This window comes from Arthrobacter sp. R4, assembly GCF_051365025.1.
Taxonomy (GTDB): Bacteria; Actinomycetota; Actinomycetes; order Actinomycetales; family Micrococcaceae; genus Arthrobacter.
This window is the reverse complement of record NZ_JBLWIJ010000010.1, coordinates 482,598-506,744: the sequence shown is the minus strand read 5'-3', so window position 1 is coordinate 506,744 and position 24,147 is coordinate 482,598. Positions and strand designations below refer to the sequence as shown.

Below are 24,147 nucleotides of genomic sequence, written 5' to 3'. Positions count from 1 at the left end.
CGCCCCGTTCAACGTGGTGTGCCAGAGCACCGGCGAAACCTCAGCATCCCCCTACGCTTCGTGGGCCGTCGGAATGTCTTGGGACGCCGCCCATTCGCCCACATCGCGGCGTTCAATGGCCGCCGCCATCAAGTCAGGGAACAGGTCGGGCGTGCAGGCGAAGGCAGGGACGCCGATTCCGGCGAGGGCCGAGGCATGGCTTGAGTCGAAAGACGGGTGGCCGCTGTCGCTCAGCGCCAGCAGCGCGATCATGGTGGTCCCCGAACCCACGATCGTGGCCGCGCGCCGCAGCATTTCCTCCGCTATCCCTCCTTCGTAGAGGTCGCTGATCAGCACCAGGATCGTTTCGGTGGGCTGGGTGATCTGCTCCTGGCAGTAAGCCAGGGCTCGGTTGATGTCAGTGCCGCCGCCAAGTTGCACGCCAAAGAGCACATCAACGGGATCGTCCAGTTCGTCGGTCAGGTCCACGACTTCGGTGTCGAAGACCACGAGCCGGGTGCGCACGGACCGCAGCGAGCTGAGCACAGCTCCGAACACGCTGGAGTACACCACGGACTCGGCCATGGACCCGGACTGGTCGATGCACAGGATGATTTCACGCTGGATCTCGGTGCTGCGTCGGGCATGGCCGACCAGCCGCTCGGGCACGATCGTCCGGTATTCGGGCTGGTAGTGCTTGAGGTTGGCCGCGATCGTCCTGGCCCAATCAATGTCCCGATGGCGGGGCCGCCGGGACCGTGCCGCCCGGTTCAGTGCCCCGGAGACCGCCTGGACGGTCTTGGCGCGCAGGCGGTCCTCAAGCTCATTCGTCACGTGCCGGATGACTGTCCTGGCAGTCTCGCGGGAATGCTCGGGGATCACCCGGCCGAGGCCTACCAGCGTACTGACGAGGCCGACGTCGGGCTGTACCGTTCGCAGCATCTCCGGCTCGAGGAGCAACTGGCGCAGCCCGAGCCGGTCCATCGCATCGGCCTGCATCACCTGCACGACGCTGGACGGGAAATAGCTCCGTATGTCACCCAGCCAGCGGGCCACCCGAGGGCTGGAGGCGCCGAGGCCACCACGGCCGTTCTTTTCCGCCCCGTACAAAGCCTCCAGGGCCTGGTCCCGGCGCGCGTCAGCGGTTGAAAGCACCACGCCATCGCCGTCCGCCGTGCTGATGCCGTCCGCAGCCTGCCCGCCAAGAACCAGGCGCCAGCGGTCCAGCCGGCCGCGCGGGCCGATGACATCAGGGTTCGCGTCCGTCACGCGACCACCTCCCATCCGAGATACCTGGCCATGGTCCGGATCGCAGGGCCAGCCGACGCCAGGTCCAGGGTTGCCTGGTTGTCCGTTTTCCCGGCGTCGTCAATGCGGCTCACCTGCTCGCCGATCTCCCGCCTCTCCGGCTGGCTGAATGCCGAAAAGGTCCTGCGCAGCAGCGGGAGGACGTCGTCGAAGACGTCGTCGTCAACGCCGGCCACCCAGTCGTCCACGATCTTGAGGAGGCGCCGGTCATAAACCAGCAGCGTCGCGTCGCCGGAGAGCAGGCCCTCCAGCCAGGCAGCGGCTTCCCGCGCCGGAGTGGCCACTGAGAGCCGGCGACTGAGCCTGGCGGCCACGTCGTTTCCGTCCACAAGGCCCGCGTCCAGCAGCAGCCTGGTGGCCCGTCCCGCCACAGAACCGTGGATCCGGTCCGAGCCTGCGACGGCGGCGAGCGCCCGGTGCCAGTCGCCCAGCGGCAGGTCGGGCATCAAGGACAGACCTTGCTGGGCTGAGTCGATGGCGCGCCGCATCGCGTCCGCAGCTTCATCGTCCAGGCCTGCGCAGGCTGTGGGCAGTCCCACGCAGGCACGCACCACCGTTGTGTCCAGGATTTTCCGTACACCCGTGACGTCAACTCCGCGGACGTTTCCATACCTACAGGTCCGGGCCAGCGGGGCGATGGTTTCCAGCAGCGGCGCGACGTCCTGCTGCAGGGCCGTGCGCTCGGCAAGTACCGTGACGACGCCACCTATGCCGTCGGGCAGGTCAGCGAGCAGGCAGCTTGCGAGGAGTTCGCTAAGCTCGGCCAGGCTGCCTGCATCCTGCGCACGTTCGGACACACAGGCCGAGGCAGCCGAGGCGACCGTCGTGCCGTAGCGGCTGGCTTCAACCACTGCAACCGCGAGCTCCGGCTGCCAATGGAGCGTCCAGACCTCCTTGAAAGTGCCCGTGGTCCGGCCGGTTTCGCTCTGCGCGCCCCAATGCACTCCGAGCAGCGCCAGCCGGTGCAGCAGGACCGAGCGGGCCAGCTGGTTAGGCTTGCGCAGGTCCAGGGTCAGGACCTCTTCCATGGCGCTGGGCTTCCACCGGAGCCTGCGTTGTGTGGCTGCCAGATCGGCGGCCAGGGGGAGGGTCGGCGCGGAGTCCGGCACGCTCCCGAGTTCGAGTCCAACGGTGAGTTCGCGATGGACCAGGGCCAGCGGCAGGTGCGAACCGTCGCACAGCACGGCCTGGGCGGCGTCGTCCAGTTCCGCCAGTCCCGGGCTCGGCCGGCCCCGGACGGCGGCCAGGGCAGTCGCCATCCTGCTCGCTTCCACCACCGAGGCCGTTGATGCGTCCAGGTTTTCCCGGCGCAGGGCATGGGCTACCCGGACCAGCCAGGTGGTGGACACGTCCGGGCCGGAGCCCCGGGCCATCCAGTGCGAAAAGAGATGCTGGTACCAGCCCGGTGCGGTGACCCCGGCACCGTATCCGCTGCGCAGGCTGAGCCGGCCCGAGGTCCATGGCACCCAGGTGACGGCGACCTTTGCTTTAGGCAGGCCGGCGAGCACTTTATTGTCTGCAGACGCCGAGGGAAAGTCGGCGGGTACCAGCGCCGGGGCATGATAGGCACCGCACACGACGGCGATCCGTGCGTGCCCTTCGCGCATGGCAGCCCTGATCAGGCGCCGCATCGCGGCTTCCCGCCGGTTGTTCTCCATTACGTCGGGGTGGTCGCCCGGCCGGTCGTCGGCCGCGCGGATCTCTGCAATGGCCTCGGTCAGTGCCGCGAACCGGTCGACGGGGTCGGTGTTGCGGTGCTCGATGGCATCCTCCCACCACCGCTCGGCGTCGCTGTAGCCGGCGGCCGCGGCGAGCATCCCGATCGCGTCGGGCCGGTAAGGCTGCTGTGGAGGGGCAGGTGGTTCCGTACCGTCTGCGGAGGGACCGTCGTCGTCCTCCCGCTCACTGTCCGATGGCGGCACGGGAGGCACAGTTGGCACGTCCGACGGCGGCACGGGAGGCACAGAGGGCGCAGGGGCCATCTGCAGCGCGAAAGTGTGCGCCGCCGGCAGGTCGATCGCCCGCACCTGGGTGCCGGTGGAGAGGGCCCAGCGGATCGCCACCCATTCCGGCGAGAAACTGGCCATCGGATAGAAGGAAGCCAGCCGTGGCTCGTCTGCTACGTAGATGAGGCCGGCGACTGGCGGCACCATCTCGGGATCGGACAGTAAGGGGATGACCTGGTCCAGTTCCGGAGGTCCCTCGACCAGCACCAAATCCGGTTTGAGGCTGGCCAGTGCTTCAGCGACGGAGTGTGCTGAGCCGGGGCCATGGTGCCGGATCCCCAGGATGTGGACTTCAGTCATCGGTCAGGCTCATCGGTCAGGGCCCAGCGGTCAGAAGCCACAGTCAGTTGGTCGATTCGAGGTCGCGGCAGGCCCGGTAAAGGTCCTTCCACTCCGGCCGGTTCCGCACGACGGTTTCCAGGTATTCCTGCCAGATCACCCGGTCCTGGACAGGGTCCTTGACCACCGCGCCCACCAGGCTGGCCGCTACGTCCTGGGCCCGGACGGTTCCGTCACCGAAATGGGCGGCGAGGGAGAGCCCGTTAGTCATGACCGAGATGGCTTCTGCTGTCGACAGAGTCGCGGAGGGCGATTTAAGGGTGGTTCGCTGGTCCTGGGTTACGCCTGCGCGCAGTTCCCGCATGACGGTGACCACCCTTCGGATCTCGGAGAGCGCGGCCAGGTCAGCCGGAAGCTCAAGGGCCTCGCCCAGGCTGCGGACCCGGGTGGTGACAATCTCCACCTCCTGGTCGATGCTGTCCGGTAGCGGCAACACCACGGTGTTGAAGCGGCGGCGCAGTGCTGAGGAGAGATCGTTGACGCCTTTGTCCCGGTTGTTGGCCGTCGCGATGATGTTGAAGCCCTTGCGTGCCTGTACTTCTTCGTTCAGTTCGGGGATCGGCAGCGTCTTCTCGCTGAGAATCGTGATGAGGGAATCCTGCACGTCGGACGGGATCCGGGTGAGTTCCTCCACCCGCACCAGGCTTCCGGTCTCCATCGCGCGCATCACCGGCCCGGGGACCATGGCAGCCCGGGAGGGGCCGTCGGCGAGCAGCCGGGCATAGTTCCAGCCATACCTCAGTGCCTCCTCCGGAGTTCCGGCGGTGCCCTGGACCACGAGCTTTGAGGATCCGGAAACGGCTGCGGCGAGATGCTCTCCCAGCCAGGTCTTAGCGGTGCCCGGCACACCAAGCAAGAGCAGGGCCCGGTCCGTTGCCAGGGATGCCACGGCGATTTCCACCAGCCGTTCCGAGCCCAGGTATTTGGGCGTGACTTGCACTCCGTTTGGCAGGGTGCCGCCGAGGATGTAGGTGGTAACCGCCCAGGGTGACAGCCGCCAGCTCGGCGGACGGGGCCGGTCGTCGACGGTGGCCAGCGCGCTGAGCTCGTCGGCGTACGCGTGCTCGGCGTGGGCGCGAAGGACATCGGTGCCGTTAGGGGCATTGGTCATGGAAAAGCCTCCGTCAGGGATTGTCGGAATGATTGGTACTGCAGGGCCTCACGGAGCACGCGGCGCCGCGCGGCGTCGTCGTCTGAACGCTCTAGCAATCGCCGGGCCTGCTCGGCCGCCTGCGGCGGCAGTGCCGCGGGCAGGACGTCGGCCAGCATGCTTGCCAGCTGTCCGCCGTTCTTGGCCGAAATCTGCTCAAGCACGGCTTCAGCCAGGGCAGTTCCCCAGGGACGTGGCATGTCACGCAGCGGTGTGGCCAGTGCGAAGGGGTTTGCGGTGCTGGCGCGGATGTGCCGGATCAGTGTCTCTTCCCGCTCATCCTGAGGCAGGCAATTGAGCAGCCGCAAGTCCAAGCGGAGCTCCAGGAGCGCACGAGCCCAGTCACCGTCACCCCGCAGTGCGGCAATGTCCCGGATCGTTTCGAGGACGCGCTTTTCGCTCTTAAGCAGTGCCACAATTGCCGCGGGGCTGCGGCCAGAGGCCTTTGTCCAGACGTCGAGCGGGGCGCCGCGGACGACGGTGTCGAGCCGGCTCAGCAGGTCGGGCTCACCGCTGCGTGGGTCCGGCGCGATCCCGTCCCGCAGGGCGGCCGCGTCCGGTTCCGAAGGGAGGTCGATCTCGAATTGCTTGCGCAGCACGCCCTTGACGCGCAGCAGAGGGAGAAGCCGGGTGGCCATACGGCGGGCGCGGGCGCTGGCCGGGAGTTGGTCGAGCAGGCCGGCGGCAGCCTCGCGGACCACCTTGGCTTTGTCATCGAGCGCCCGCTCGAGCAGGTCCTCGTCGTCGTCCCCCAGGTTCGTCGCCAAGGTGCCCAGGTGGGCGGCCCGCTCCCGGGCTCCGAGCGTCTCCCAGTGGGCGGAAAGGTATTCGCGGGCGGCGGCGGGGCTACTCTTGCGGAGGCGTTCCAGTTCTTTGGTGGCGTCCGCGCTTTTCAGCTCCTCCCAATCCGTCGCACTGGCTGCCGGCAGGTCGGACCCCCGCGCTTTGAGGTCCTGAAGCCAGCGGCCCCGGGCACCGATCGCCGGCTGCAGAAGCGCTGCGACGCCGGGCTTCGTGTCCGCCAAAGCCAGCAGCACAGGCAGCAGTCTGTGCGGAACTCGTCGGCCGAAGGCTTGGGCCAGCTGAAGCCAATCGGCCACCAGCAGGTCCCGAAGCTCCTGTCCGACCGGCGGCTGGGTAAGCAGCAGTTCCAGCAGTCGGGCGGCCGTATCGGAGGCTATGGGGGCATCATCCGGTGGGGCTGGCTCGGGCAGGTCAGCTGCATCCAAAGTGGTGGATTCCCGGGAGGAACGGCTGACGGCGTCGGCCAGGGCCGCCTGGTCAAGCACCAATTCCTCGCTGGACAGGCCGTCCGGGGGGCGGACGCCCAGTTCACTGGGCGGCGGCGGTGCCGGATGCCGGGCGGTCCCGACGAGCGCCGCCGTCCTGAGCTCGGCCAACCAGGTCATGGCGTCACCACCGTTCCACCAACGACGGCGGACAGTGGCCGTAGGTGGCCCTCATCCAGTTCGCCGAACACGTCCACGGGATGACCGCCGGTCAGGGCCAGCAAGGCGTCCAATGGTGCGTCGACCAGGGGGAGGGCGTCTCCTGCTCCGTCCCGCAGCCAGCCGTGGTCACCAGGACAGACGCGCACTCCGCCCAGCAGGACGGGGTGGCGCTCACGCCAGGGGGAGAGGGCTACCGCGGCCGATTCGGCTTCCATCGCTTGGGCGATACTGCCACCGTCGCCCAGGCTGGTTGCCGTTCCCAAGGGTGCGGCGGGGCTGGTGAACATGGCCCGCCTCGGTGCGGAGCCGGGGTACCGTGCGAGCGTGGCGTCCAGGACAGCGCCGACGAGCTGGGGCGTCGCCAGGGACTCACTCTGGGCAGCGAAATCGAGGACGACGACGATCGTTCCGTCGGGTGCTCGGAGCCAGGTCCGTTGCTGCTTGAGCCTGCCGTCGTCGCTGCGGTGGGCGCCCAGGACCAGCCAGGGACCGTGCAGGGCCTCGGTGCCGTGGACGTCCGCCGTCGGAACTGCCCAGCCGACGGCCACCCGGAGATCGGCGAGCTCCTCCGGCGTCAGGATTTCTCTCATGCGCCAGGCCTTGGTCACGGCCCACCAGCGGCCTGCCCGGAACAGCAGATGGTCGGCCCAGTCGGCCCGGGCGTGTACGTCCGAACCCATGGCCCTCACCTGTTCAGCCAAACCCGGAAGCTGGGCGTCAACTAGGCGGGCTGCCACGCCGTCCCACCAGGAGTACGGCTGGGTGCGTGCGGACGCCAGCCCGGTCCTGACCAGATCCGTCAGCCACCGGGCGAAGTCCTCGATCCCCGCATCCATCAGTGCCATTCGGTCGGCCAGCCGCTTGGCCTGTGCTGCAGGATCCGTCGGCTGATCAGTAGGGCGTTTTTCCCGCGCAGCGGACCGTTCCGCCCGCTGGGCCGCCCATTCCTGGGCGAAACCGGCGGTCTCTGTGCCGGCGTCGGCCGCTTCGCCCCGGGACCACATAAGCAGCAAAGCCAGGGCGTGCTTGCAGGGGAATTTCCGGCTGGGGCAGGAGCACCGGTAGGCGGGGGCCACGGTGTCCACGCTCACCTGATAGGGCGTCTTTCCACTGCCTTGGCATTTGCCCCAGACCAGGTCGTCGTTGCTGCCCGTATCGGACCAGGGCCCCGGCCGTGCCAGCTTCTGCGCGGCCGCGAGGGACGCCGCGTCGGGAGCGGCGCTTATCACCTGCTGCTCGCTCCATCGCCCCATGAAGCACATTGTGCCCGATGTCACAGGAAGCGCCAAGGTGAGCAGCGCGGCGTGGCCCTCAAGATCTGAACAAGATGGCCAGGGGCCTTGACGTACGGCTAGGCGCGGGAGTCAGAGCCGCCGTGCAGGCCCGGTTCCTTGCCTGCGTCCTCCCATAGCGCGGCTTAAACGGGCGTTCCGTGGAGGCCCAGGACGAGGACCGCGTTGCCGTTTTCGCCGTAGTAGAGCTCGACGCCGTCGACGCTGGGTTGAGGCCTGCCGCCAGCGTAGGCCTGCCAGTTATCCTGCGGAAAGCCCGCGTGCAAGGCCCTCGGGAACGCGGAGAGCTTAACTGAACACTCTTGCGCACCCTCCCGCGGCTAAGCGAGACTCTTTAGGAACTTGATGCACAGATCAATGGGATTGCACAACAAAACCAGCGGTAAGGGACGCAGCGTCGCGTCCCTCAGCTCAGCGGCAAAGCCGTCGCGGGGTTTGATCGCGCAGACTTGAGGAGAGCCATGGCCGGCATGTTTGAACTTTACGTGGACCCCGAATCCTGTTTCAGGTTTCGTCTCACAGCACCGGATGGAACGGTGATGGCCATTTCCAAAGCCTTTGACACCAAGACCGCAGCGGTTGCCGGCATTGCCGAGGTGCGTGAGTATGCCGGCATGGGACACATTACCGATCTCTGCCCGAAAGCCATGAAGGAGGCGCGGCCGGATAATTACGACCTCCCGGTTGTCCAGCCCCATGAGGTCCGGCGTATTCCGGCCGCTGACCTTCATGGCCGTATCAGGCCGATCCGTCAGCCCGCCGGGCCACGGTGGGCGGGAGCGGTCTAACGCTGCCGGCGCATCCGTGTCAGGATCAGGTATGCCACACCGCCTGATGCTGCTCGACACCGCGTCACTGTACTTTCGCGCCTTCTACGGCCTGCCGGATAGCATCCGTCGTCCCGACGGGACACCAGTGAACGCTGTCCGCGGCCTTCTGGACATGATTGCCAGGCTCACCACCGATTATGGTGCGACGCACCTGATCGCTTGCTGGGACAACGACTGGCGCCCGCAGTGGCGGGTGGATCTCATTCCGACCTATAAGGCCCACCGGGTCGCGGAGGTCATGACGGATGCAGCCGATATCGAGGTTGTTCCGGATGCGCTGGAGGCCCAGATTCCGATGATCCGCCACGTGCTTGACCTCGCTGGCATAGCCGTCGTCGGGGCTGACGAGCACGAGGCGGACGACGTCGTGGGCACGTACGCCAGCCACGCCGAGTTTCCGGTCGACGTCGTCACGGGAGACCGCGATTTATTCCAGGTGATCGACGACGCCCGCCAAGTGCGCGTGATCTACACGGCGCGGGGGATGAGGAACCTCGAAGTGTTGACGGAGGTGGTCGTCGTCGGCAAGTACCTCGTGCTGCCCCAACAGTATGCCGACTATGCCACGCTCCGCGGCGACGCATCGGACGGGCTGCCAGGCGTCGCCGGTGTCGGTGAGAAGACCGCCGCGTCGCTGCTCGGGCAGTTCGGCACGCTGGACGATCTGCTCGCGGCGGCAGCGGACGGGGGAGGCGGCGTTTCCGCATCGGTGCGGGCAAGACTCGAAGCCGCTGCCGATTACCTCATGGTCGCGCCCACGGTAGTAAAAGTGGTACGCGACCTCAAGTTGCCCACCCTCGAGGAAGCCGGAGCACAGCTTCATCCCGTCGGCCCCGACTCGCGCGCCGAACTGGAGCGTCTTGCTGTCGACTGGAATCTCGGCAGCTCTGTTAAACGGCTGCTGGCCGCCTTGGACCAGCGGTAGCCTTGGGCCAGCGCTAAAGGTGCTGGTCGGGAACCAGTTCGCTCTGTACTTGAGCTGGCCAGTGGGGTGGTTCCCAGTCTTGGTGTTCGCTTTGGTAGTGGCGTCCGGTGGGTGAGGTCCAGCCGGGTGGTTTGTCGATGCTGGCGGCGGTGGGTGTCCAGGCGGTGGTGTGTTTCAGCCGGTGGTGTTTGGGGCAGGGCTGGCCGAGGTTGCTGATGCCGGTGGTGCCGCCGTCTGCCCAGGCCAGGAGGTGGTCGGCTTCATTGTCCAGGGACTGGTTGTTGCAGCCGGGGAACGGACACTTGCCGTCCCGCATCCTCAGCCATTGGCGCATCGCGGCGGGGATCCGGTAACTGTTACGGCCGATCTCCAGCGGCGCCCCGTTCCGGGGGTCGGTCAGGACGCGGTGGAATGAGCCGGCGCCGTCGGCGACCAGGCTCCGGGCCATCGATGCCGGGATCGGCCCGTAACCGTCGAGGGTGGCTGGTTCGTCGGTGAGGCCCATCAGGGCGAACACCGGCACGGTCACGAGGACCTGCGCCGCCGGTATCGGGACCCGCCCCGTCGACTCATCGGCGGAGACGCCGTCAGCCGTTGTTTCATCGCCCGCGGCGCCGCTGAGGAGCAGTTGGGCGGCGATGTCGGCGCGGAGCTGGGTCATGGTGCGGGTCTCGGCCGGGCCCTGGAGGGTGCGGGCGGTGGCGGTGATGCCGTTCCAGATCCCGGCTGCCCGGTCTGCGGGCAGGTAGGCCGAAAGCCAGGCCATGCCGTCCCGGTCCGGGACGTACTCCAGCCGCCGGTCCAGCACGCTCCTGGCGTGGCGCTTTTCGATACTCACCGGATGGTGGCGTTCCCGCCAGGTCCTGGCCTTTGCCCGGAACCGGGACGGGACCAGCTCACCGGCCGGGCACTCCCGGGCCCGGTCCGGCACGTCAGGGCCCAGGAAACGGGCCTCCAACGCCGCCGCGCCGGCAGCATCCAGGCCGGTCGTTTCATCGACCATGACCTTCGCGTGCTGCCACGACAGATCCCCGGACTGCAGCGCAGCCAGCGTCAGCGGCAAGGCAGTGGTCAGCTCATGGGCCTGCGCCAACAGCGCAGAAGCCGAGCGTTCACTCACCGTCAGCGCGCACGCGACCTCGGACACCACACCCATCTCCTGGGCCGTGTGTTCCCCAGGGCTCCTGACCGGGCCGTCCAGGGCCGCAGCCTTCCCGGCGTACGCGGCGGCCAGGCGAACCCTGAACGCCGCAACCATCGCGTCCACGCGGACCGAACCGGCGAGCCCGTCCAAGCAAGCATCCGCCTGCCCCCGCAAAGGATCATCACCCCCGGACCCCGTCCCGGAACCCGTCTGGAAACCCGTCTGGGAACCCCGGCCACCCAGCCCCCGGCGCATACAGGCAGCAAACTCCGCCGCAGCAGCCTCGAAAGCCTCCACCGCCTCCTCAACACCCGGGATCCCCATACCCCCATCATCCAGCGACCCGCCAACAAAAACAGCCCAGCACATGCCCTATGTGGATAACCTCCAGGACCCTCTGGAATTGCCTTGGGGCGGTTTCGTCCCCGCGTGCAGGGCAGCAAGTTGAAGCCCTCCGGCCGAGGCTGCCGGGAAAACCGGACCCGAGAGCGAAATTTTTTTCCGTCGGCGGTGTCATCCCCATCCGTGCCGGACCATCGCTGCGGCAACGAAGGACACGGCGTCAGTAAGCGCTTCCAATTGGTCTTCTCGGAAGCCGCTGCTGCCCGTATCGTGGTGGGCGTCCCCAGCATAATGAGCTGCAGGGGGAGAAGATCATCAGCACAGGGCTCCCCACAGAACGGATCCACCCATGCGTGAACTGAATTTCATCAGCACCGGCAAGCTGGAGTGGATTGAACGCATCGACCCGAGGCTGATCACAGGTGATGATGCGATCGTGCGCCCGATTGTTGTGGGCCGCTGCGACGGTGACACTTTGCCGATCCACCACCGTGTTTCGCGGGGGTTGCAGGCAGGTTTGAAGGCCGGGGTGATCGACCCCGTCGTCGGAAACATCTGTGGGCCGGTCCCCTTCCAAGGACCGTTCGCAATTGGGCACGAAGCGATCGCGGAGGTGGTCGAAGCCGGGCCGTACGTCAAGAATCTCAATGTGGGCGACAAAGTGGTTGTGCCATGGTCCGTTTCTTGCGGACGGTGTGGGATGTGCAAGCGGGGCCTGACCTCCAAATGCACCGTTGCCCGGGACGGACGCGCGATCGCCGCATACGGGTTTGGCCCGGCCTGCGGACCCTACGGCGGGATGGTGGCAGACCTGATCCGGGTGCCGTTTGCAGAGCACATGCTCGTCCCGCTGCCTCACGGGCTCGACCCACTGCGCGTCGCGGCCGCCAGCGACAACCTCGCGGATGGATGGCGGACCGTGGTGCCGCAGCTCCGGGCCAGGCCTGGCGCGAAAGTCTTGGTCCTTGGCGGCGGGGGCAAGTCCATCGGCCTATACGCCGCCGGCCTCGCCGTCGCACACGGCGCCTCGAGGGTCGATTATGTGGACACCAGTCACCGTCGCCTTGATGTTGCCCATTCGCTTGGAGCCGATGCCCACCAGCGCACCGGGAAGTCTGCCAGTCCAAGGGCCGGGTACGACATTGTGGTCGAGGCTTCCAGCACTGCTTCCGGGGTCCGCAAGGCCATCCGCGCCACGGCCCCAGGAGGGATCTGCACGGCCATTGGCTACTATCCTGGCACCAATACCGGAATCCCTTTGATGCACATGTACGCCAACGACATCACCTTGCATCTGGGGGTTTCCCACCCCCGCGCGGTCCTGCCCGAACTCCTGGACTGGGTCCATACCAACAACTTCCCCGCGGAGAAGGTCACGAGCCACCTCGCGGACTTCGACGACGCCCCCAGCGCGTACGCCGAACATGCCACCAAGCTTGTGCTCCACCGCCCAGCCCTCCTTCAGGCCTGAGTGGACACGGGCGCTACGGCCCTGGAGCCTGGGGTCCGCCTAATGCGACTCCGCCGTGGCGAGCCGGTTCAGCGCCAGGGCACCAACCAGGAGGCCGAAGTCGCGCAAGGCAATATCAAAGAAACTGCCCAGCACTAGGAGGTTGATGATGATTCCCAGCAGCCAGGCAGCCACAAGCAGGGATCCGAAGCGCGGTCGAACTGCCACCACGATGCCGGCGATGATCTCCACCACTCCAACGGCATACATGATGGTCTGCGCTGGAAGGGGCACCACACTGGTCGCCACGGGGGCCAGATAGATGGTCCAGTCGGCAAGAAGGTTCGTGAACTTGTCCAGCCCGAAAAGGATGGGGGCAACGGTAAATACGGTGCGAAGCAGGAGGAACGCCTGATGTCCCGGTTCCGTGACCAGGCTCCGGCCGTTCGTCCGCTCCGCAGCAGTGGATTTCATGATGACTCCTTCTAAAAGTAGGTATTGTCATTTTAGAAGCGAAGCTATGATTAATCAACAGTTCTTGTTTTTAGAAGGAGGCTCCCTCATGCGCAGACTTCCGTGGGCCGGCCGGCTGGCCGCCGTCGCATCGTTGGGGGATGAAAAGCGCCGCCAGCTGTTCGAGTTTGTCTCAGCGTCGGACGGTGCCGTTGGCCGCGACGAAGCGGCAGCGGCCGTGGACTTACCTCGAAGCACCGCGTCCTTCCACCTGGACCGGCTGGTGAAGGACGGCCTGTTGGCCGTGGAGTTCCACAAACCGGCGGGAAAAACCGGCCCGGGTTCGGGACGCCCAGCCAAGATGTACAGGACCGCCGAGCCTGAGATCGGGGCCTTCGTTCCGGACCGGAACTACGACCTCGCCGGCGAGCTGCTCGCGGCAGCCATTGAGCATTCGTCGTCCGGCGGGACACCCATCCGGGAAGCGCTCCTTGTCACTTCACGTGAAGCCGGCCGCACCGCGGCTGCGGGAAACGGGACACTGGAAGGCTTCCTCATGGCCGAGGGCTACCAGCCTGTACCGGACGGCGCCGGCGGCCTGACGCTGCTGAATTGCCCTTTCCATCGGCTGGCGGACAGGCATCCGGACACGGTATGTGCGATGAACGGCGCATTCCTCCGCGGTGCGGCGTCCGGATGCGGTGATTCCGAGGACAGGGTGCTCGGCAACGACACTCCGGGGCAATGCTGCGCAAGAATCGCCCCGCCAGGAGCGAACGACGCCGGATCCGGTGACCTCAGTCAACTGCCGGCAGGAACCTCCCGTTCCTGATCCGCGATTCACCGAACGCCACGGTCATGGGCGGGATCTCCACCGGTCCGCGGGACCGTGACTTCGGCCGGCCCACCGCCACGTGCGGCACCCAGTGCGGGTATCGGAACCCCAGGGCGGGCGAACTGAGGATGAAGTCGTCCACGTTGTCCACGAGCAGGCCGTCGAGCAGCACTCGCAGTCCCTCCACCAGCGACACCTGGAAATCATGCACCTGTTGCGGCACATCCACTTCCAGTCCGGCGATGCCACCTCCGCCCAGCACAATGAGCCGGTCTGACATTCCCGAGAAGGCGCCGAGCACCGGAAGGGACCGCAGCCAATGGACCGTTTCCCGGGCTGCAGCGTCGGCGCTGGTGATGCCTTTGGTCCACTCGGTGACATCTCGGGAGAACTCCTCCAGGATGCCGATGTGCAGCAGCGTCATGTGCAGTCCCCCCACCCGGCGCAGGCTATCGACGCGCTGGGCAAGGCCCTCATAGTCTGCCGGCCCCGATCCCACACCCAGCACAGGTACCTCCACCGTGATGCGCGGAAATGGCTGCATCCGGACCCCCTCACGCCAGCGCTGACTGTTCGGCTTGGTTGCAATTATCCCCCGGTCCATGAATCGCCCGGCGGTGCCCTTGCCGTTCCGCCCGCCAGGGTGTCGAATCAAGTAACACGTTCAGCCCGGGTGGTATGGCAAAGACGCCAGGAGGTTCCAATGTCGGTGAAAGGTACCAAGGACGCAGCGAGGACGGCCGGCCGCGGCGGACCGGAGGCACGCCGGTCCGATGCCTCGGCCGGCATCCCCGCCCAGGACCCTGCGCAGGTCCGGAATGTGGCGCTGGTGGGCCACTCCGGAGCGGGCAAGACCATGCTCATTGAAGCGCTGCTGGCCGCGAACGGCATGATTACCCGCAAGGGCAGTATCGCGGACGGCACAACGGTCAGCGACTCGGATCCTTCTGCCGTCCATCAGCAGCGCTCGGTCACGCTGTCAGTAGTTCCGCTGTTGCTTGGCGACACCAAAGTGAACCTCCTGGACACGCCCGGATATCCGGACTTCATCGGGGAGCTCCGGGCAGGGCTGCGGGCTGCGGACGCCGTCCTTTTTGTGGTGTCGGCCGTTGACGGCATCGACGCGACCACCACGGCCCTGTGGGGTGAGTGCGAACACTTGGGGATGCCCCGCGCCGTGGCCATCACCCGTCTGGACCATCCCCGCGCCGATTACGACGGCGTCCTAGCCGCCTGCCGTGCGGCGTTCGGGGATTCAGTGCTGCCGCTCTATGTCCCGGTCCGGACCGGCGGTGAAGTCACCGGCCTCCTCGGCCTGTTGTCGGGGACTGTCTCTGAATACGGGACGGGGGAGCTTCGACCCACAGGGCGCCCCGGCAGTGCCCGGGAACTGGAGGAAGCAGAATCTGCCCGGGCGGAACTCATTGAAGGAATCATCGCCGAAAGCGAAGACGAGACGCTGATGGACCGCTATTTGGGCGGTGAGGACATCGATACCGCTGTGCTGGTCGAGGACCTGGAAACCGCCGTCGCCCGCGGTTCCTTCTTCCCGGTTCTCTCCACATCGGCCGTGACAGGGGTGGGCGCGGCCGAACTGCTGGAGGTCCTGACACAGGCGTTTCCATCACCGCTGGAGCGCTCCCTGCCTGACGTGACCGATCTGGCCGGAACCCCGCTGGGTGCCTTGGCGTGCGACCCTGCCGGGCCGCTGGCCGCGGAGGTTGTCAGGACCAGCATTGATCCGTTCCTGGGCCGCGTTTGCCTGGTCAGGGTGTTCTCCGGGGAGCTGCGGGCGGATACCCCGGTGCATGTGGCCGGCCACGGCCTGGCGGACCGCGGCCACCAGGACCACGACACCGACGAACGCGTCACCCACCTGTATTCCCCGTTGGGAGCCAACCTGCGTCCTGTGTCCAGCTGCATTGCCGGGGACATCTGCGCTGTGGCCAAGCTCGGCAGCGCCGAGACCGGGGATACGATTTCCGGCCGCGAGCAACCCCTGCTCCTGGCCACCTGGGAGATCCCCGAGCCCCTGATGCCCGTGGCCATCGAGGCTGACTCCCACAGCGACGAAGACGTACTGGCCCGCAGCCTTGGAAAGGTGGCAGCGGGGGACCCTACCCTGAGGGTGGAACGAAACGCCGAAACCCACCAGCAGATCCTGTGGTGCATGGGAGAAGCCCATGCCGAGGTAGTGCTGGACAGGCTGCGCGACCAGGGCGTGAAACTGCACACCGTCAGCGTCGTGACGCCCCTCCGGGAAACCTTCGCCGCTCCTGCTGCCGGCCACGGCCGGCACGTCAAACAGTCCGGCGGCCACGGGCAGTACGCGATTTGCGACATTGAAGTCGAACCCCTCAGCCGGGGTGGTGGCTTCGAATTCGTAGACCGGACTGTGGGTGGAGTGATCCCGGGAACGTTCATCTCGTCCGTCGAGAAAGGTGTCCGGTCGCAGATGCAGAAAGGTGTCTCCGCTGGTTTCCCGGTGGTGGACCTGCGCGTAACCCTGGTGGGCGGAAAAGCTCACAGCGTGGACTCTTCGGACGCCGCCTTCCAGGCAGCCGGTGCCCTGGCGCTGCGGGAAGCTGCGGCAGCGGGGCGTATCCAGTTGCTGGAACCCGTTTCTTCGGTTGTCATCAGCGTCTCGGATGAGCATGTGGGGGCGGTGATGAGTGATCTTTCCGCCCGCCGCGGACGCCTGACCGGGACAACGTCCTCCGGCTCGGATCTGACCGAAATCAGTGCTGAGGTCCCCGACCAGGAACTCCTGAAGTACGCCGTGGAACTGCGGGCCCTTACGGCTGGCACAGGACGGTTCCGGCGCCGGTACCTGAGGCACGACCCTGTGCCCGGCAACACGGTTCCTGTCGCCTGAACGGCAGGGCCGCGGGCTGGCGCGTTACCAGGGCGCGGGCTTTCGAACCACCGTTGAATGTCGAACTGCCGCGGAGTAGGCTGACGCCCACCTCAACCCGCACCACCCTCACCAGGGAGCGACTATGCCAGGTTTACGACGTCGACTTGCTGCCTCTACGGCGGTTTTGGCTTTGAGCGTTATGGGCGGGGCGGTGATGAATCCAGCCTCCGCCGATCCTCGCGAGACGACGAAGGAGGCGGTTGCCACCGGGTACGGCGGGGCGGTGAGCACCGTTGACCCGGAGGCATCGGCTGCGGCCATTGAGGTCCTCCGGGACGGCGGTAATGCCGTGGACGCCGCTGTTGCCGCCGCCGCTACGTTGGGCGTCACAGAGCCTTATAGTGCCGGGATTGGCGGAGGCGGCTACTTTGTGTTCTACGACGCGAAGACCGGCAAGGTGGGCACTATCGACGGCCGTGAAACCGCCCCGGCAACCATGCCGCCAACGGCGTTCGTGAACCCGGCGACAGGGACCTTCTACACGTTTGCGGAGCTCGTCTCCAGCGGCGTCTCGGTTGGTGTACCGGGCACGCCGGCCACATGGGAACGCGCCTTGGAACGATGGGGCACGCTGGACCTCGATGAGGCCCTCGAGCCTGCCATCAAGGTGGCCAACCGCGGGTTTGTGGTGGACGAAACGTTCCGCCAGCAGACCCTTGACAACAAAGTCCGTTTCTCCGCATTCACGCCCACCAGTGAGCTTTTCCTTCCCGGTGGCGACGCCCCCGCCGTCGGCAGTGTCTTCCACAACCAGGACCTCGCAAAGACCTACCGGCTCCTCGCGAAGGAGGGGACGGATGCCTTCTACGGCGGCCCGCTCGCGGCGGAGATCGCCGCCACGGTGCAGGTTCCGCCGAAGGATCCCACCTGGGTGGCTCCTGCCCCCGTGCCACCTGCGACGACGCCCGTCTCCATTCCCGCTGTGCCCGGATACCTCACGACGGCGGATCTGGCTGCGTACCGGACGATTGACCAGGAGCCCACGCACGTCAACTACCGCGGCTACGACGTCTACGGCATGGCGCCGTCCAGCAGCGGCGGCACAACAGTCGGCGAGGCACTGAACATCCTCGAGCCGTTCGACCTCGCCGGAATGTCCGACGCCGGTGCCCTGCACCACTACCTCGAGGCGAGCGCGCTTGCCTTCGCGGACCGTGGCGCGTACGTGGGTGACCCCGCGTTCTTCGACGTCCCCACCGAGGTACTGACGGACCCGGTATTCGGCAAGGAACGGTCCTGCCAGATCGATCCGGACACTGCGGCCATCAAACCGGTACCTGCCGGGAACGTGACATCCTACGACGGCGTATGCCCGGTTCCACCCGCTGCGGCCGCTGACGAAACGGACACCGAAAACATCTCAACCACCAACCTGACCGTGGCTGACAAGTGGGGCAACGTCGTGGAATACACCCTCACCATCGAGCAGACCGGCGGCTCGGGCATTGTGGTGCCCGGCCGCGGATTCCTGCTCAACAACGAGCTGACCGACTTCTCCTATACCTCCACAAATCCGGACGACCCGAACCGGATTGAACCCGGGAAGCGTCCGCGCTCGTCAATGTCGCCCACCATCATCCTTCACGAAGGAGAACCGTTCCTGGCGCTCGGTTCGCCCGGCGGTTCGACCATCATCACCACGGTTCTGCAAACCATCCTTAACCGGGTGGATCTGGGCATGGGCATTTTCGACGCGCTCGCCGCGCCCCGTGCAGCCCAGCGCAACACGGTGAACGTCACGGCCGAGCCGGACTTCATCACGCTCTATGGATCCCAGCTGGCACCGTACGGGCACAACCTGGTACCCGCAGGGGACGCCTTCACGTCCGCTGCAGAGATCGGCGCCGCAACAGCCATTGAGTTTGGCCCGGGCGGGAGCATGACCGCAGTGGCCGAGCCCCTCAGGCGCGGGGGTGGTTCAGCGATGGTGGTCCGGCCAGCCAAATGAGCGGTGCAAAGGATGGTTCCGTAACGCCGGTGTAACGCCGCCTGTCCATACTGGGTGCTCGTGGGGGGATGACAGATTCAGCCGCACGGGCGGAAGGCGACCGGGATGAGTGATCCAACCGAGAACGGGACGGTCCAGCAAGACCGGTTACGCCACAAGAACAGGATCTGGGCGGAGCAGGTCCTGACCCGCGCAACCCGGCTCAGGGCCCTGTCCGTGTGGATGCAGTCCCGCAGCAACGACGAATTCCTTGCAGTCCTCGACGAGGGCATCAGCCGGCACCTGGATATCGCCGAGACCTCCGCCGGGGGCAGGAACCACCGCGGATTCACCGACTTCGGCGGATCAGCCATCGAATGCGCCGTCAGCAACCTGGATGCCGCAGAATCCCTGCTGCTGCTACGCGCGCCGGACGATTACATCCAGGGGCATTTCCCCGGCATCCACTCGGACGTCCGCCGGTACCTTGAAGCCGAAGACCCACGGAGGCGGCGGATCGAAGCGCTGTCCAAACAGAGCCTTGACTCGCCGGTCAGCATCGACACCCGAGAGAGCCTTGGCATAGCCCTCACGGCGGCCCGGTCGCATTCACGGCAGCAGTACATCAAGGTCCGGAACTTCCGGAACGCGGTGGTCGTGGCCACCGTGGTGCTGTTCTCGGTGGCCGTGGCATTGGGGATCTGGGGACTGAGCGCGCCGCAGTCCATCCCGCTGTGCTTCAACCCCGATGACAAGATCGTCTGCCCTGCTGCGGAGTCGCTGTACCGCCCGGACGCCGGTGACGACAAGGATCTGGTGGTCTTGAGGACAGCGATGCCGGGGGACATCTTCCTGATCCAGTTCGTTGGGCTGGTGGCCGCTGCCGTGTCCGGGGCAACGTCCCTGCACCGCATGGAGGCAACCCCGGTTCCGTTCAGCCTCCCGATTGCCCTCACGGTCCTCAAGCTCCCCACCGGGGCACTTACCGCCGTGCTGGGCCTGGTCCTCATGGGCGGCGGGTTTGTGCCCGGACTGAGCGCACTGGATTCGGCGCCCCAGATCCTGGCCTGGGCCATCCTCTTCGGGGCGTCCCAGCAGTTGTTAACCGGCCTTGTGGACCGGCAAGCGAGGGGCGTCCTGGACGGCGTCGGCGGGAAACCGCACGGAGCCCGGACCTAGCGCTCCGATGGGCACTCCGGAGGAACGCATGGCAGAGGAATTCGTGGAGGCGCTGGTAGTACTGGACGTGGAGGCCGCCGCCGGTGGGCGGCTCGCGGAGTTGCGCCAGCACGCCGTCGTGCTTCAATGGCTGCCGCCGCGGATTGCCATTGTGCGAGTGCCGGCAACCCATCCGCTGCCCGAGGCAGTCCCGGGGACGCGCTGGTTCGCTGGGAGCGTCCCGGCGGAAGTGACAGCGGATTTCACGCCGGCGGAGCGGCTGTTTGCCGAGGCGTGGCTGTCCCGCCGCGAAGCCAAGACCCGCCCGGGGGAAGGCCTGCCGTGGGACGCGCCCGGAAGGGAAGCCCCTGACTGGCCGGAGGAGCCTCCGCAGCAGCAATAACACTCCAGTAACGCCCGCCGTCGCATAGTCCTTGCTGTACGCCGGTGTAAGGAGAGGGCAATGTCTGGAGATTTGAATGTCAGGGAGCAGGCCGTCCTGGACGATTTTCCGGGGCTGCGGAGCGGGGCGGATCCGAACCCGCCGATCCACCAGTACGGGCGGATCCGGATCACCGTTGTGCCGCAAGGCGGCGGTCCGCTGCGGAACGGCCTGGCGCCTGACGCGGTGCCGGAGGATCTCACGGACACCGAGCGGCTCGGCCTGGATGCGCTCCGCCTGCGCGATTCGCAGGAGTTCCGGACCGCCAAGGAGAACCGTCCGCGGCAGGGGGAGCCCTGGGACATGACCGGCTGCACGGACGTCGCGCCCGTGGGGGAGGCGGACGTAGGCGCTGACAGCCTGGCCTTCGCTGCCGCACCCACCAGCAGTTACCTCGAGGGCACCGTTGCTGTGGGCATAGTGATAGTCCAGGGCCCGACGGCGGCCCTGCGGTTTTCGGACGCAGAGGTCCTGAAGGTGGTGGCTGAGGTCCAGAACGGGCTGGGCTACTTTGCCACGACCAACCCGATCGCCGGCATCAGCTTTGCCTATGACATCCAGAACGTCACCCTGGCTACCCCGGCGGATCCGGCAAACCCCGATCTGGAAGGGCTGTGGCGGAATCCGGCCATGGGCGCCATCGGATACAGCGCCGACTGGAGCGGCGTGGGTGCCTACGTGGAGGACCTCCGGACACGCTTTGGCACACGCTGGACCTTCTGCGGCTTCTTCACCAAGTACCCGCTCGGGCATTTTGCGTACGCGTCGATCGGCGGACCGCGGATCGTGATGGACTACAACAACGACGGCTGGGGGCCGGACAACATCGACAGGGTCTTCGCCCACGAAACCGGGCACATCTTCGGCTGCCCCGACGAGTACGCGGCCAGCGGCTGCAACTGCGGCGGAAGCTGGGGCCGGTACGGGACAACCAACGGCAACTGTGAGAACTGTGCTGCCAGCGGCGGTGTCCCGTGCCTGATGAAGGGCAATACCTTCACGCTGTGCGGCTACACCCCCGCCCATCTGGGCTGGTCGCCGCAACTCCTGGTCCGCAACTACGGGGCTTCCGCCGGCGGCTGGCAGGAGGGCCGCCACCCGCGGATCCTGGCCGACACCACGGCGGATGGCCGGGCGGACATTGTGGGCTTCGGCGACGCCGGCGCCTACCTGTCCCGTGCCCAGGGGGACGGACGGTTCGAGGTGCCCCATCTTGCCGTGAACGACTTCGGGTATGTGGCTGGCGGCTGGCGGGTGGAGAAGCACCCGCGGTTCCTGGCCGACACTACGGGTGACGGCCGGGCCGACATTGTGGGGTTCGGCGACGCGGGCGTGTACGTGTCCCGGGCCCAGGCGGACGGCACGTTTGATGCCCTGCGCCGTGTAGTGGACAACTTCGGGTATGTGGCCGGCGGCTGGCGGGTGGAGAACCATCCGCGGTTCCTGGCCGACACCACCGCGGACGGCCGGGCCGACATCGTCGGCTTCGGCAACGCCGGCGTGTACGTCTCCCGGGCCCAGGCGGACGGCAGTTACGACGCCTTGCGGCTGGTGGTGAACAACTTCGGGTATGTGGCCGGCGGCTGGCGGGTGGAGAACCATCCGCGGTTCTTGGCCGACACCACGGCGGACGGCCGTGCCGACATCGTCGGCTTCGGGGACGCCGGCGTGTATATCTCCCGTGCCCAGGCAGACGGCAGCTACGGCCCCGTGACGCTGGCTGTCGCCAACTTTGGCTACGTGGCAGGCGGCTGGCGCGTGGAGAAACACCCTCGCTTCGTGGTTGACCTGACAGGTGACGGGCGGGCGGACATCCTGGGCTTCGGGGATGCCGGGGCTTATGTTTCCCTTGCCCAGGCCGACGGCAGCTACGGCCCGGTGACCCTGGCCGTGGCCAACTTCGGGTACGTTGGCGGCGGCTGGCGCGTGGAGCGGCATCCCCGGTTCCTGGCCGACACCACCGGCGATGGCTTGCCGGACATCGTGGGGTTCGGCGACGCCGGAGTGTACGTTTCCCGGAACCTGGGCGGCGGCGCTTTCGAGGCCCCCGGCTTGGTGGACACGCATTTTGGGTATGCGAACACGGCTGGCGGCTGGCGGATCGAACGGCATCCCCGCTTTGTGGTGGATGTGACCGGGGGCGGGAAAGCTGACATCGTCGGCTTCGGCGAAGCCGGGGTCTACGTGGCCCGGGCCTAGCTACCTCGGCGCCTGGCACTGGAGGCACGAAGATGGCCACCGTCTTCTTCGACATCGGCGCGACGCTCGCGGATGCGAGCGCTGCCCCGGACGGTTCGCTGACCTTTCGGCCGCGTCCCCGCGTCCTCGAAGTCCTCGACGCGCTCGCCGACATACCTCTGGGGATCATTTCGAATCCTGGCCCCGGCGAGCGGGCACCGTCCAACGCCGCCGCGGCACTGGAGGTTGGGTTCCCCGGGCGTTTTTCCGACGATGCGCTGATCCACTGGGGACCGAAGGATTCACGCGCCATTTTTGACGACGCCGTGGCCGGGGCGGGAATCGACGCGGGAGACTGCGTTTTTGTCGGCGAGGACCCGGACGAGCGCGCTTTTGCCCGCGACGCGGGACTCCGGACAGCTCCCCATCCCGTGTTTGCCACCGCTGCCATCGACGGGCGGCCTGTCTTCTGGATCCGCATTGACCTGACGGCGGACCAAAACCTCCAGGATCTCGGGGCCGTGGCAAATGCTGCCGAAGTTGTCCCCGTTCACGTGCCGTCGGCACTGCTTGTCCTTGCCATGGCCACTGCGTCCGGCGCCGAGCAGCTGGAGCAGGCAGGCTTCTCCGTGGACCAGCAGGCGCCTGTGGACGACACCGTTGCGTTCCTGGTGCGGGACGACAGACCTGTCCAGCCTCCGTCGGGCGTTGAAGCCGCGGCAGAAGCGGCCGAGACTAACGCGGGAGGGCCGTCGATGGGCCTGGCCCGCGCCTCCGCCGCCTTTGCGTATATGACCGGTGGGCTGACCGGGCTGACGCAGACGGTGACTTCCCTGGGTCCGGCACCCGGCGGCGTCTACATCGCGGCGGCCGCCGGCACACCGGTGGAGGAACTGCACATCCCCGGCGCCCGCCATGGCCACACCGAACGGCTGCTGCCTGACCCAGGCCTCCTCGGCCGTCCGGGAGAACGCGACGCCGGCGCGCTGGTGTCCGGGTTCGCCCGTGCCGGCTTCGCGGCGGCTGTGCCGTCGCCGGAAATGCTCGACGCCGTCCGTGCTGCGGTCACGTCCTCGGCAATCCGCCGGCACATCGCGAGGATCTCTGGTAGGGCCCAGCTGGTTGACGGTGGCGAGCGGACGGTCAGGAGCCGCGAAGCCTCGCATCCCGACAACATGGTGGTGGTGGATGCTTTGGCGGCACAGTTCCGCGGCTTGGGCCTTGCCGTCACCCTGCAGCCCTTCACATGGCGGGGCCACCGGCTCGCCAACCTGGCGGCCGAACACCGGGTCGAGGGATCGGACGGGGCCGTCCTGGTTACCGCGCACCTCGATTCAACGGCGGCCTACGGCGCCTTCCTGGATCCGGACGGCAGTCCCCGTCCCTACGATCCGCGTACCGACCCGGCGCCGGGAGCAGACGACGACGGGAGCGGCACCGCGGGCGTCCTGGCGGCGGCAGAGTGCCTCAGCGACATGCTGGCCCGCGGCGCGACGCCGGCGCGGAACGTCCGCTTTGTCCTGTTCAATGCCGAGGAACAGGGCCTCATCGGCAGCAAGCTGTACGCGCGCGCAGCTGCCGCGATGGGCGACAGCATCACCGCCGTGCTGCAGATGGATATGATCGCCGGCCTGCAGGACGGCGCCCGCAGGGTGGAGATTCACGCGGGTTCGTCAGTGCCGGGGCCAGCGGTGGCTGCTTCGAACGCACTGGGTGACCGGGTTGCGGAGGCGGCGGCCGCGGTGGAGCCCGGGCTGGAAGTCCAACGGCTCACCGGGAGCGCGGATCCGGCCGCGGGGCGCAGCGACCACGCGAGCTTCCACGAACGAGGCTGGGCGGCAGTTGCCATCTCCGAGAACTTCTTCGCCGACACCTCACCCGCCACTGGCACCCGGCAGTATCACCTACCGGGAGACACGCTTGACGACGCCGACCACAACACCGAGTACGCCGCTACGATCGCGCGCGCCGTCACTGTGGCGGCGCTGACGCTTGCCGGACTCTGAACAACCGCCGAAGGG

General features: G+C 67.1%; 18 protein-coding genes. 10 read left to right on the top strand and 8 right to left on the bottom strand.

Features of this window, described 5'->3' with window-relative positions:
• Positions 1-51: 51 nt before the first annotated feature.
• From ACLKOZ_RS08140 to ACLKOZ_RS08120, 5 genes are read right to left on the bottom strand one after another with little or no spacing between them, the layout of a single operon-like run.
• Positions 52-1,248, bottom strand: a complete 1,197-nt coding sequence (locus ACLKOZ_RS08140; protein WP_436474177.1) for a VWA domain-containing protein — start codon at positions 1,246-1,248, stop codon at positions 52-54.
• Positions 1,245-3,593 carry a DUF5682 family protein gene (locus tag ACLKOZ_RS08135; RefSeq protein WP_436474175.1) on the bottom strand — a complete coding sequence of 783 codons (2,349 nt, stop codon included), beginning with the start codon at positions 3,591-3,593 and terminating at the stop codon, positions 1,245-1,247. Before ACLKOZ_RS08135 ends, ACLKOZ_RS08140 begins: the two co-directional genes overlap by 4 nt.
• Before the next feature lie 43 nt (positions 3,594-3,636).
• Positions 3,637-4,743 carry an ATP-binding protein gene (locus ACLKOZ_RS08130; RefSeq protein ID WP_436474173.1) on the bottom strand — a complete coding sequence of 369 codons (1,107 nt, stop codon included), beginning with the start codon at positions 4,741-4,743 and terminating at the stop codon, positions 3,637-3,639.
• Complete coding sequence (locus ACLKOZ_RS08125; protein WP_436474171.1) at positions 4,740-6,191, bottom strand: DUF5691 domain-containing protein; 1,452 nt, start codon at positions 6,189-6,191, stop codon at positions 4,740-4,742. The genes ACLKOZ_RS08130 and ACLKOZ_RS08125 overlap by 4 nt, the downstream gene beginning before the upstream one ends.
• Complete coding sequence (locus ACLKOZ_RS08120; protein ID WP_436474169.1) at positions 6,188-7,486, bottom strand: SWIM zinc finger family protein; 1,299 nt, start codon at positions 7,484-7,486, stop codon at positions 6,188-6,190. The genes ACLKOZ_RS08125 and ACLKOZ_RS08120 overlap by 4 nt, the downstream gene beginning before the upstream one ends.
• Positions 7,487-8,064: 578 nt before the next feature.
• Here ACLKOZ_RS08120 and ACLKOZ_RS08115 point away from each other — a divergent pair.
• Positions 8,065-8,313, top strand: a complete 249-nt coding sequence (locus tag ACLKOZ_RS08115; RefSeq protein WP_376047368.1) for a hypothetical protein — start codon at positions 8,065-8,067, stop codon at positions 8,311-8,313.
• Positions 8,314-8,344: 31 nt separating this feature from the next.
• Positions 8,345-9,280 (top strand): 5'-3' exonuclease, encoded by a 936-nt coding sequence (locus ACLKOZ_RS08110; protein WP_436474167.1) that lies wholly within the window; start codon positions 8,345-8,347, stop codon positions 9,278-9,280.
• Between the two features lie 13 nt (positions 9,281-9,293).
• Here ACLKOZ_RS08110 and ACLKOZ_RS08105 read toward each other — a convergent pair whose 3' ends face one another.
• Positions 9,294-10,748 carry a DUF222 domain-containing protein gene (locus ACLKOZ_RS08105; protein ID WP_436474165.1) on the bottom strand — a complete coding sequence of 485 codons (1,455 nt, stop codon included), beginning with the start codon at positions 10,746-10,748 and terminating at the stop codon, positions 9,294-9,296.
• A 367-nt stretch (positions 10,749-11,115) separates the two neighbouring features.
• Here ACLKOZ_RS08105 and ACLKOZ_RS08100 point away from each other — a divergent pair, with 367 nt between their 5' ends.
• Positions 11,116-12,237 carry a zinc-dependent alcohol dehydrogenase gene (locus ACLKOZ_RS08100; RefSeq protein ID WP_436474163.1) on the top strand — a complete coding sequence of 374 codons (1,122 nt, stop codon included), beginning with the start codon at positions 11,116-11,118 and terminating at the stop codon, positions 12,235-12,237.
• A 39-nt stretch (positions 12,238-12,276) separates the two neighbouring features.
• Here ACLKOZ_RS08100 and ACLKOZ_RS08095 read toward each other — a convergent pair whose 3' ends face one another.
• Entirely contained in the window at positions 12,277-12,690 is a 414-nt protein-coding gene (locus tag ACLKOZ_RS08095) for a hypothetical protein (RefSeq protein ID WP_436474161.1), read from the bottom strand.
• An 88-nt stretch (positions 12,691-12,778) separates the two neighbouring features.
• On the opposite strand from ACLKOZ_RS08095, the gene ACLKOZ_RS08090 reads away from it, so the two are divergent.
• Complete coding sequence (locus ACLKOZ_RS08090) at positions 12,779-13,501, top strand: helix-turn-helix transcriptional regulator (RefSeq protein ID WP_436474159.1); 723 nt, start codon at positions 12,779-12,781, stop codon at positions 13,499-13,501.
• Here ACLKOZ_RS08090 and ACLKOZ_RS08085 read toward each other — a convergent pair.
• Positions 13,467-14,048 carry a hypothetical protein gene (locus ACLKOZ_RS08085; protein ID WP_436474157.1) on the bottom strand — a complete coding sequence of 194 codons (582 nt, stop codon included), beginning with the start codon at positions 14,046-14,048 and terminating at the stop codon, positions 13,467-13,469. The two genes, ACLKOZ_RS08090 and ACLKOZ_RS08085, sit on opposite strands and share 35 nt — an antisense overlap.
• Before the next feature lie 159 nt (positions 14,049-14,207).
• On the opposite strand from ACLKOZ_RS08085, the gene ACLKOZ_RS08080 reads away from it, so the two are divergent.
• From ACLKOZ_RS08080 to ACLKOZ_RS08055, 6 genes are all read left to right on the top strand, one after another.
• Positions 14,208-16,379, top strand: coding sequence for an elongation factor G-like protein EF-G2 (locus ACLKOZ_RS08080; RefSeq protein ID WP_436474155.1), 2,172 nt, complete (start codon positions 14,208-14,210; stop codon positions 16,377-16,379).
• Between the two features lie 124 nt (positions 16,380-16,503).
• Positions 16,504-18,369 (top strand): gamma-glutamyltransferase family protein, encoded by a 1,866-nt coding sequence (locus ACLKOZ_RS08075; protein WP_436474153.1) that lies wholly within the window; start codon positions 16,504-16,506, stop codon positions 18,367-18,369.
• Positions 18,370-18,474: 105 nt separating this feature from the next.
• Positions 18,475-19,527 carry a hypothetical protein gene (locus tag ACLKOZ_RS08070; RefSeq protein WP_436474151.1) on the top strand — a complete coding sequence of 351 codons (1,053 nt, stop codon included), beginning with the start codon at positions 18,475-18,477 and terminating at the stop codon, positions 19,525-19,527.
• A 28-nt stretch (positions 19,528-19,555) separates the two neighbouring features.
• A complete protein-coding gene (locus ACLKOZ_RS08065; protein ID WP_436474149.1) occupies positions 19,556-19,909 on the top strand; it encodes a hypothetical protein in 354 nt (117 codons plus the stop codon).
• 60 nt (positions 19,910-19,969) lie between these two features.
• Positions 19,970-22,147, top strand: a complete 2,178-nt coding sequence (locus ACLKOZ_RS08060) for a hypothetical protein (RefSeq protein ID WP_436474147.1) — start codon at positions 19,970-19,972, stop codon at positions 22,145-22,147.
• A 32-nt stretch (positions 22,148-22,179) separates the two neighbouring features.
• Positions 22,180-24,132, top strand: coding sequence for a M20/M25/M40 family metallo-hydrolase (locus ACLKOZ_RS08055; RefSeq protein ID WP_436474145.1), 1,953 nt, complete (start codon positions 22,180-22,182; stop codon positions 24,130-24,132).
• Positions 24,133-24,147 lie beyond the last annotated feature (15 nt).

Bases quoted from the DNA above. Each gene is read 5' to 3' on its own strand.
- ACLKOZ_RS08135 (WP_436474175.1), bottom strand. From the start codon at position 3,593: ATGACTGAAGTCCACATCCTGGGGATCCGGCACCATGGCCCCGGCTCA.
- ACLKOZ_RS08055 (WP_436474145.1), top strand. From the start codon at position 22,180: ATGGCCACCGTCTTCTTCGACATCGGCGCGACGCTCGCGGATGCGAGC.
- ACLKOZ_RS08105 (WP_436474165.1), bottom strand. From the start codon at position 10,748: ATGGGGATCCCGGGTGTTGAGGAGGCGGTGGAGGCTTTCGAGGCTGCT.
- ACLKOZ_RS08100 (WP_436474163.1), top strand. From the start codon at position 11,116: ATGCGTGAACTGAATTTCATCAGCACCGGCAAGCTGGAGTGGATTGAA.
- ACLKOZ_RS08065 (WP_436474149.1), top strand. From the start codon at position 19,556: ATGGCAGAGGAATTCGTGGAGGCGCTGGTAGTACTGGACGTGGAGGCC.
- ACLKOZ_RS08110 (WP_436474167.1), top strand. From the start codon at position 8,345: ATGCCACACCGCCTGATGCTGCTCGACACCGCGTCACTGTACTTTCGC.
- ACLKOZ_RS08095 (WP_436474161.1), bottom strand. From the start codon at position 12,690: ATGAAATCCACTGCTGCGGAGCGGACGAACGGCCGGAGCCTGGTCACG.
- ACLKOZ_RS08090 (WP_436474159.1), top strand. From the start codon at position 12,779: ATGCGCAGACTTCCGTGGGCCGGCCGGCTGGCCGCCGTCGCATCGTTG.
- ACLKOZ_RS08115 (WP_376047368.1), top strand. From the start codon at position 8,065: ATGGCCATTTCCAAAGCCTTTGACACCAAGACCGCAGCGGTTGCCGGC.
- ACLKOZ_RS08070 (WP_436474151.1), top strand. From the start codon at position 18,475: ATGAGTGATCCAACCGAGAACGGGACGGTCCAGCAAGACCGGTTACGC.
- ACLKOZ_RS08125 (WP_436474171.1), bottom strand. From the start codon at position 6,191: ATGACCTGGTTGGCCGAGCTCAGGACGGCGGCGCTCGTCGGGACCGCC.
- ACLKOZ_RS08075 (WP_436474153.1), top strand. From the start codon at position 16,504: ATGCCAGGTTTACGACGTCGACTTGCTGCCTCTACGGCGGTTTTGGCT.
- ACLKOZ_RS08130 (WP_436474173.1), bottom strand. From the start codon at position 4,743: ATGACCAATGCCCCTAACGGCACCGATGTCCTTCGCGCCCACGCCGAG.
- ACLKOZ_RS08085 (WP_436474157.1), bottom strand. From the start codon at position 14,048: ATGCAGCCATTTCCGCGCATCACGGTGGAGGTACCTGTGCTGGGTGTG.
- ACLKOZ_RS08080 (WP_436474155.1), top strand. From the start codon at position 14,208: ATGTCGGTGAAAGGTACCAAGGACGCAGCGAGGACGGCCGGCCGCGGC.
- ACLKOZ_RS08120 (WP_436474169.1), bottom strand. From the start codon at position 7,486: ATGGGGCGATGGAGCGAGCAGCAGGTGATAAGCGCCGCTCCCGACGCG.
- ACLKOZ_RS08060 (WP_436474147.1), top strand. From the start codon at position 19,970: ATGTCTGGAGATTTGAATGTCAGGGAGCAGGCCGTCCTGGACGATTTT.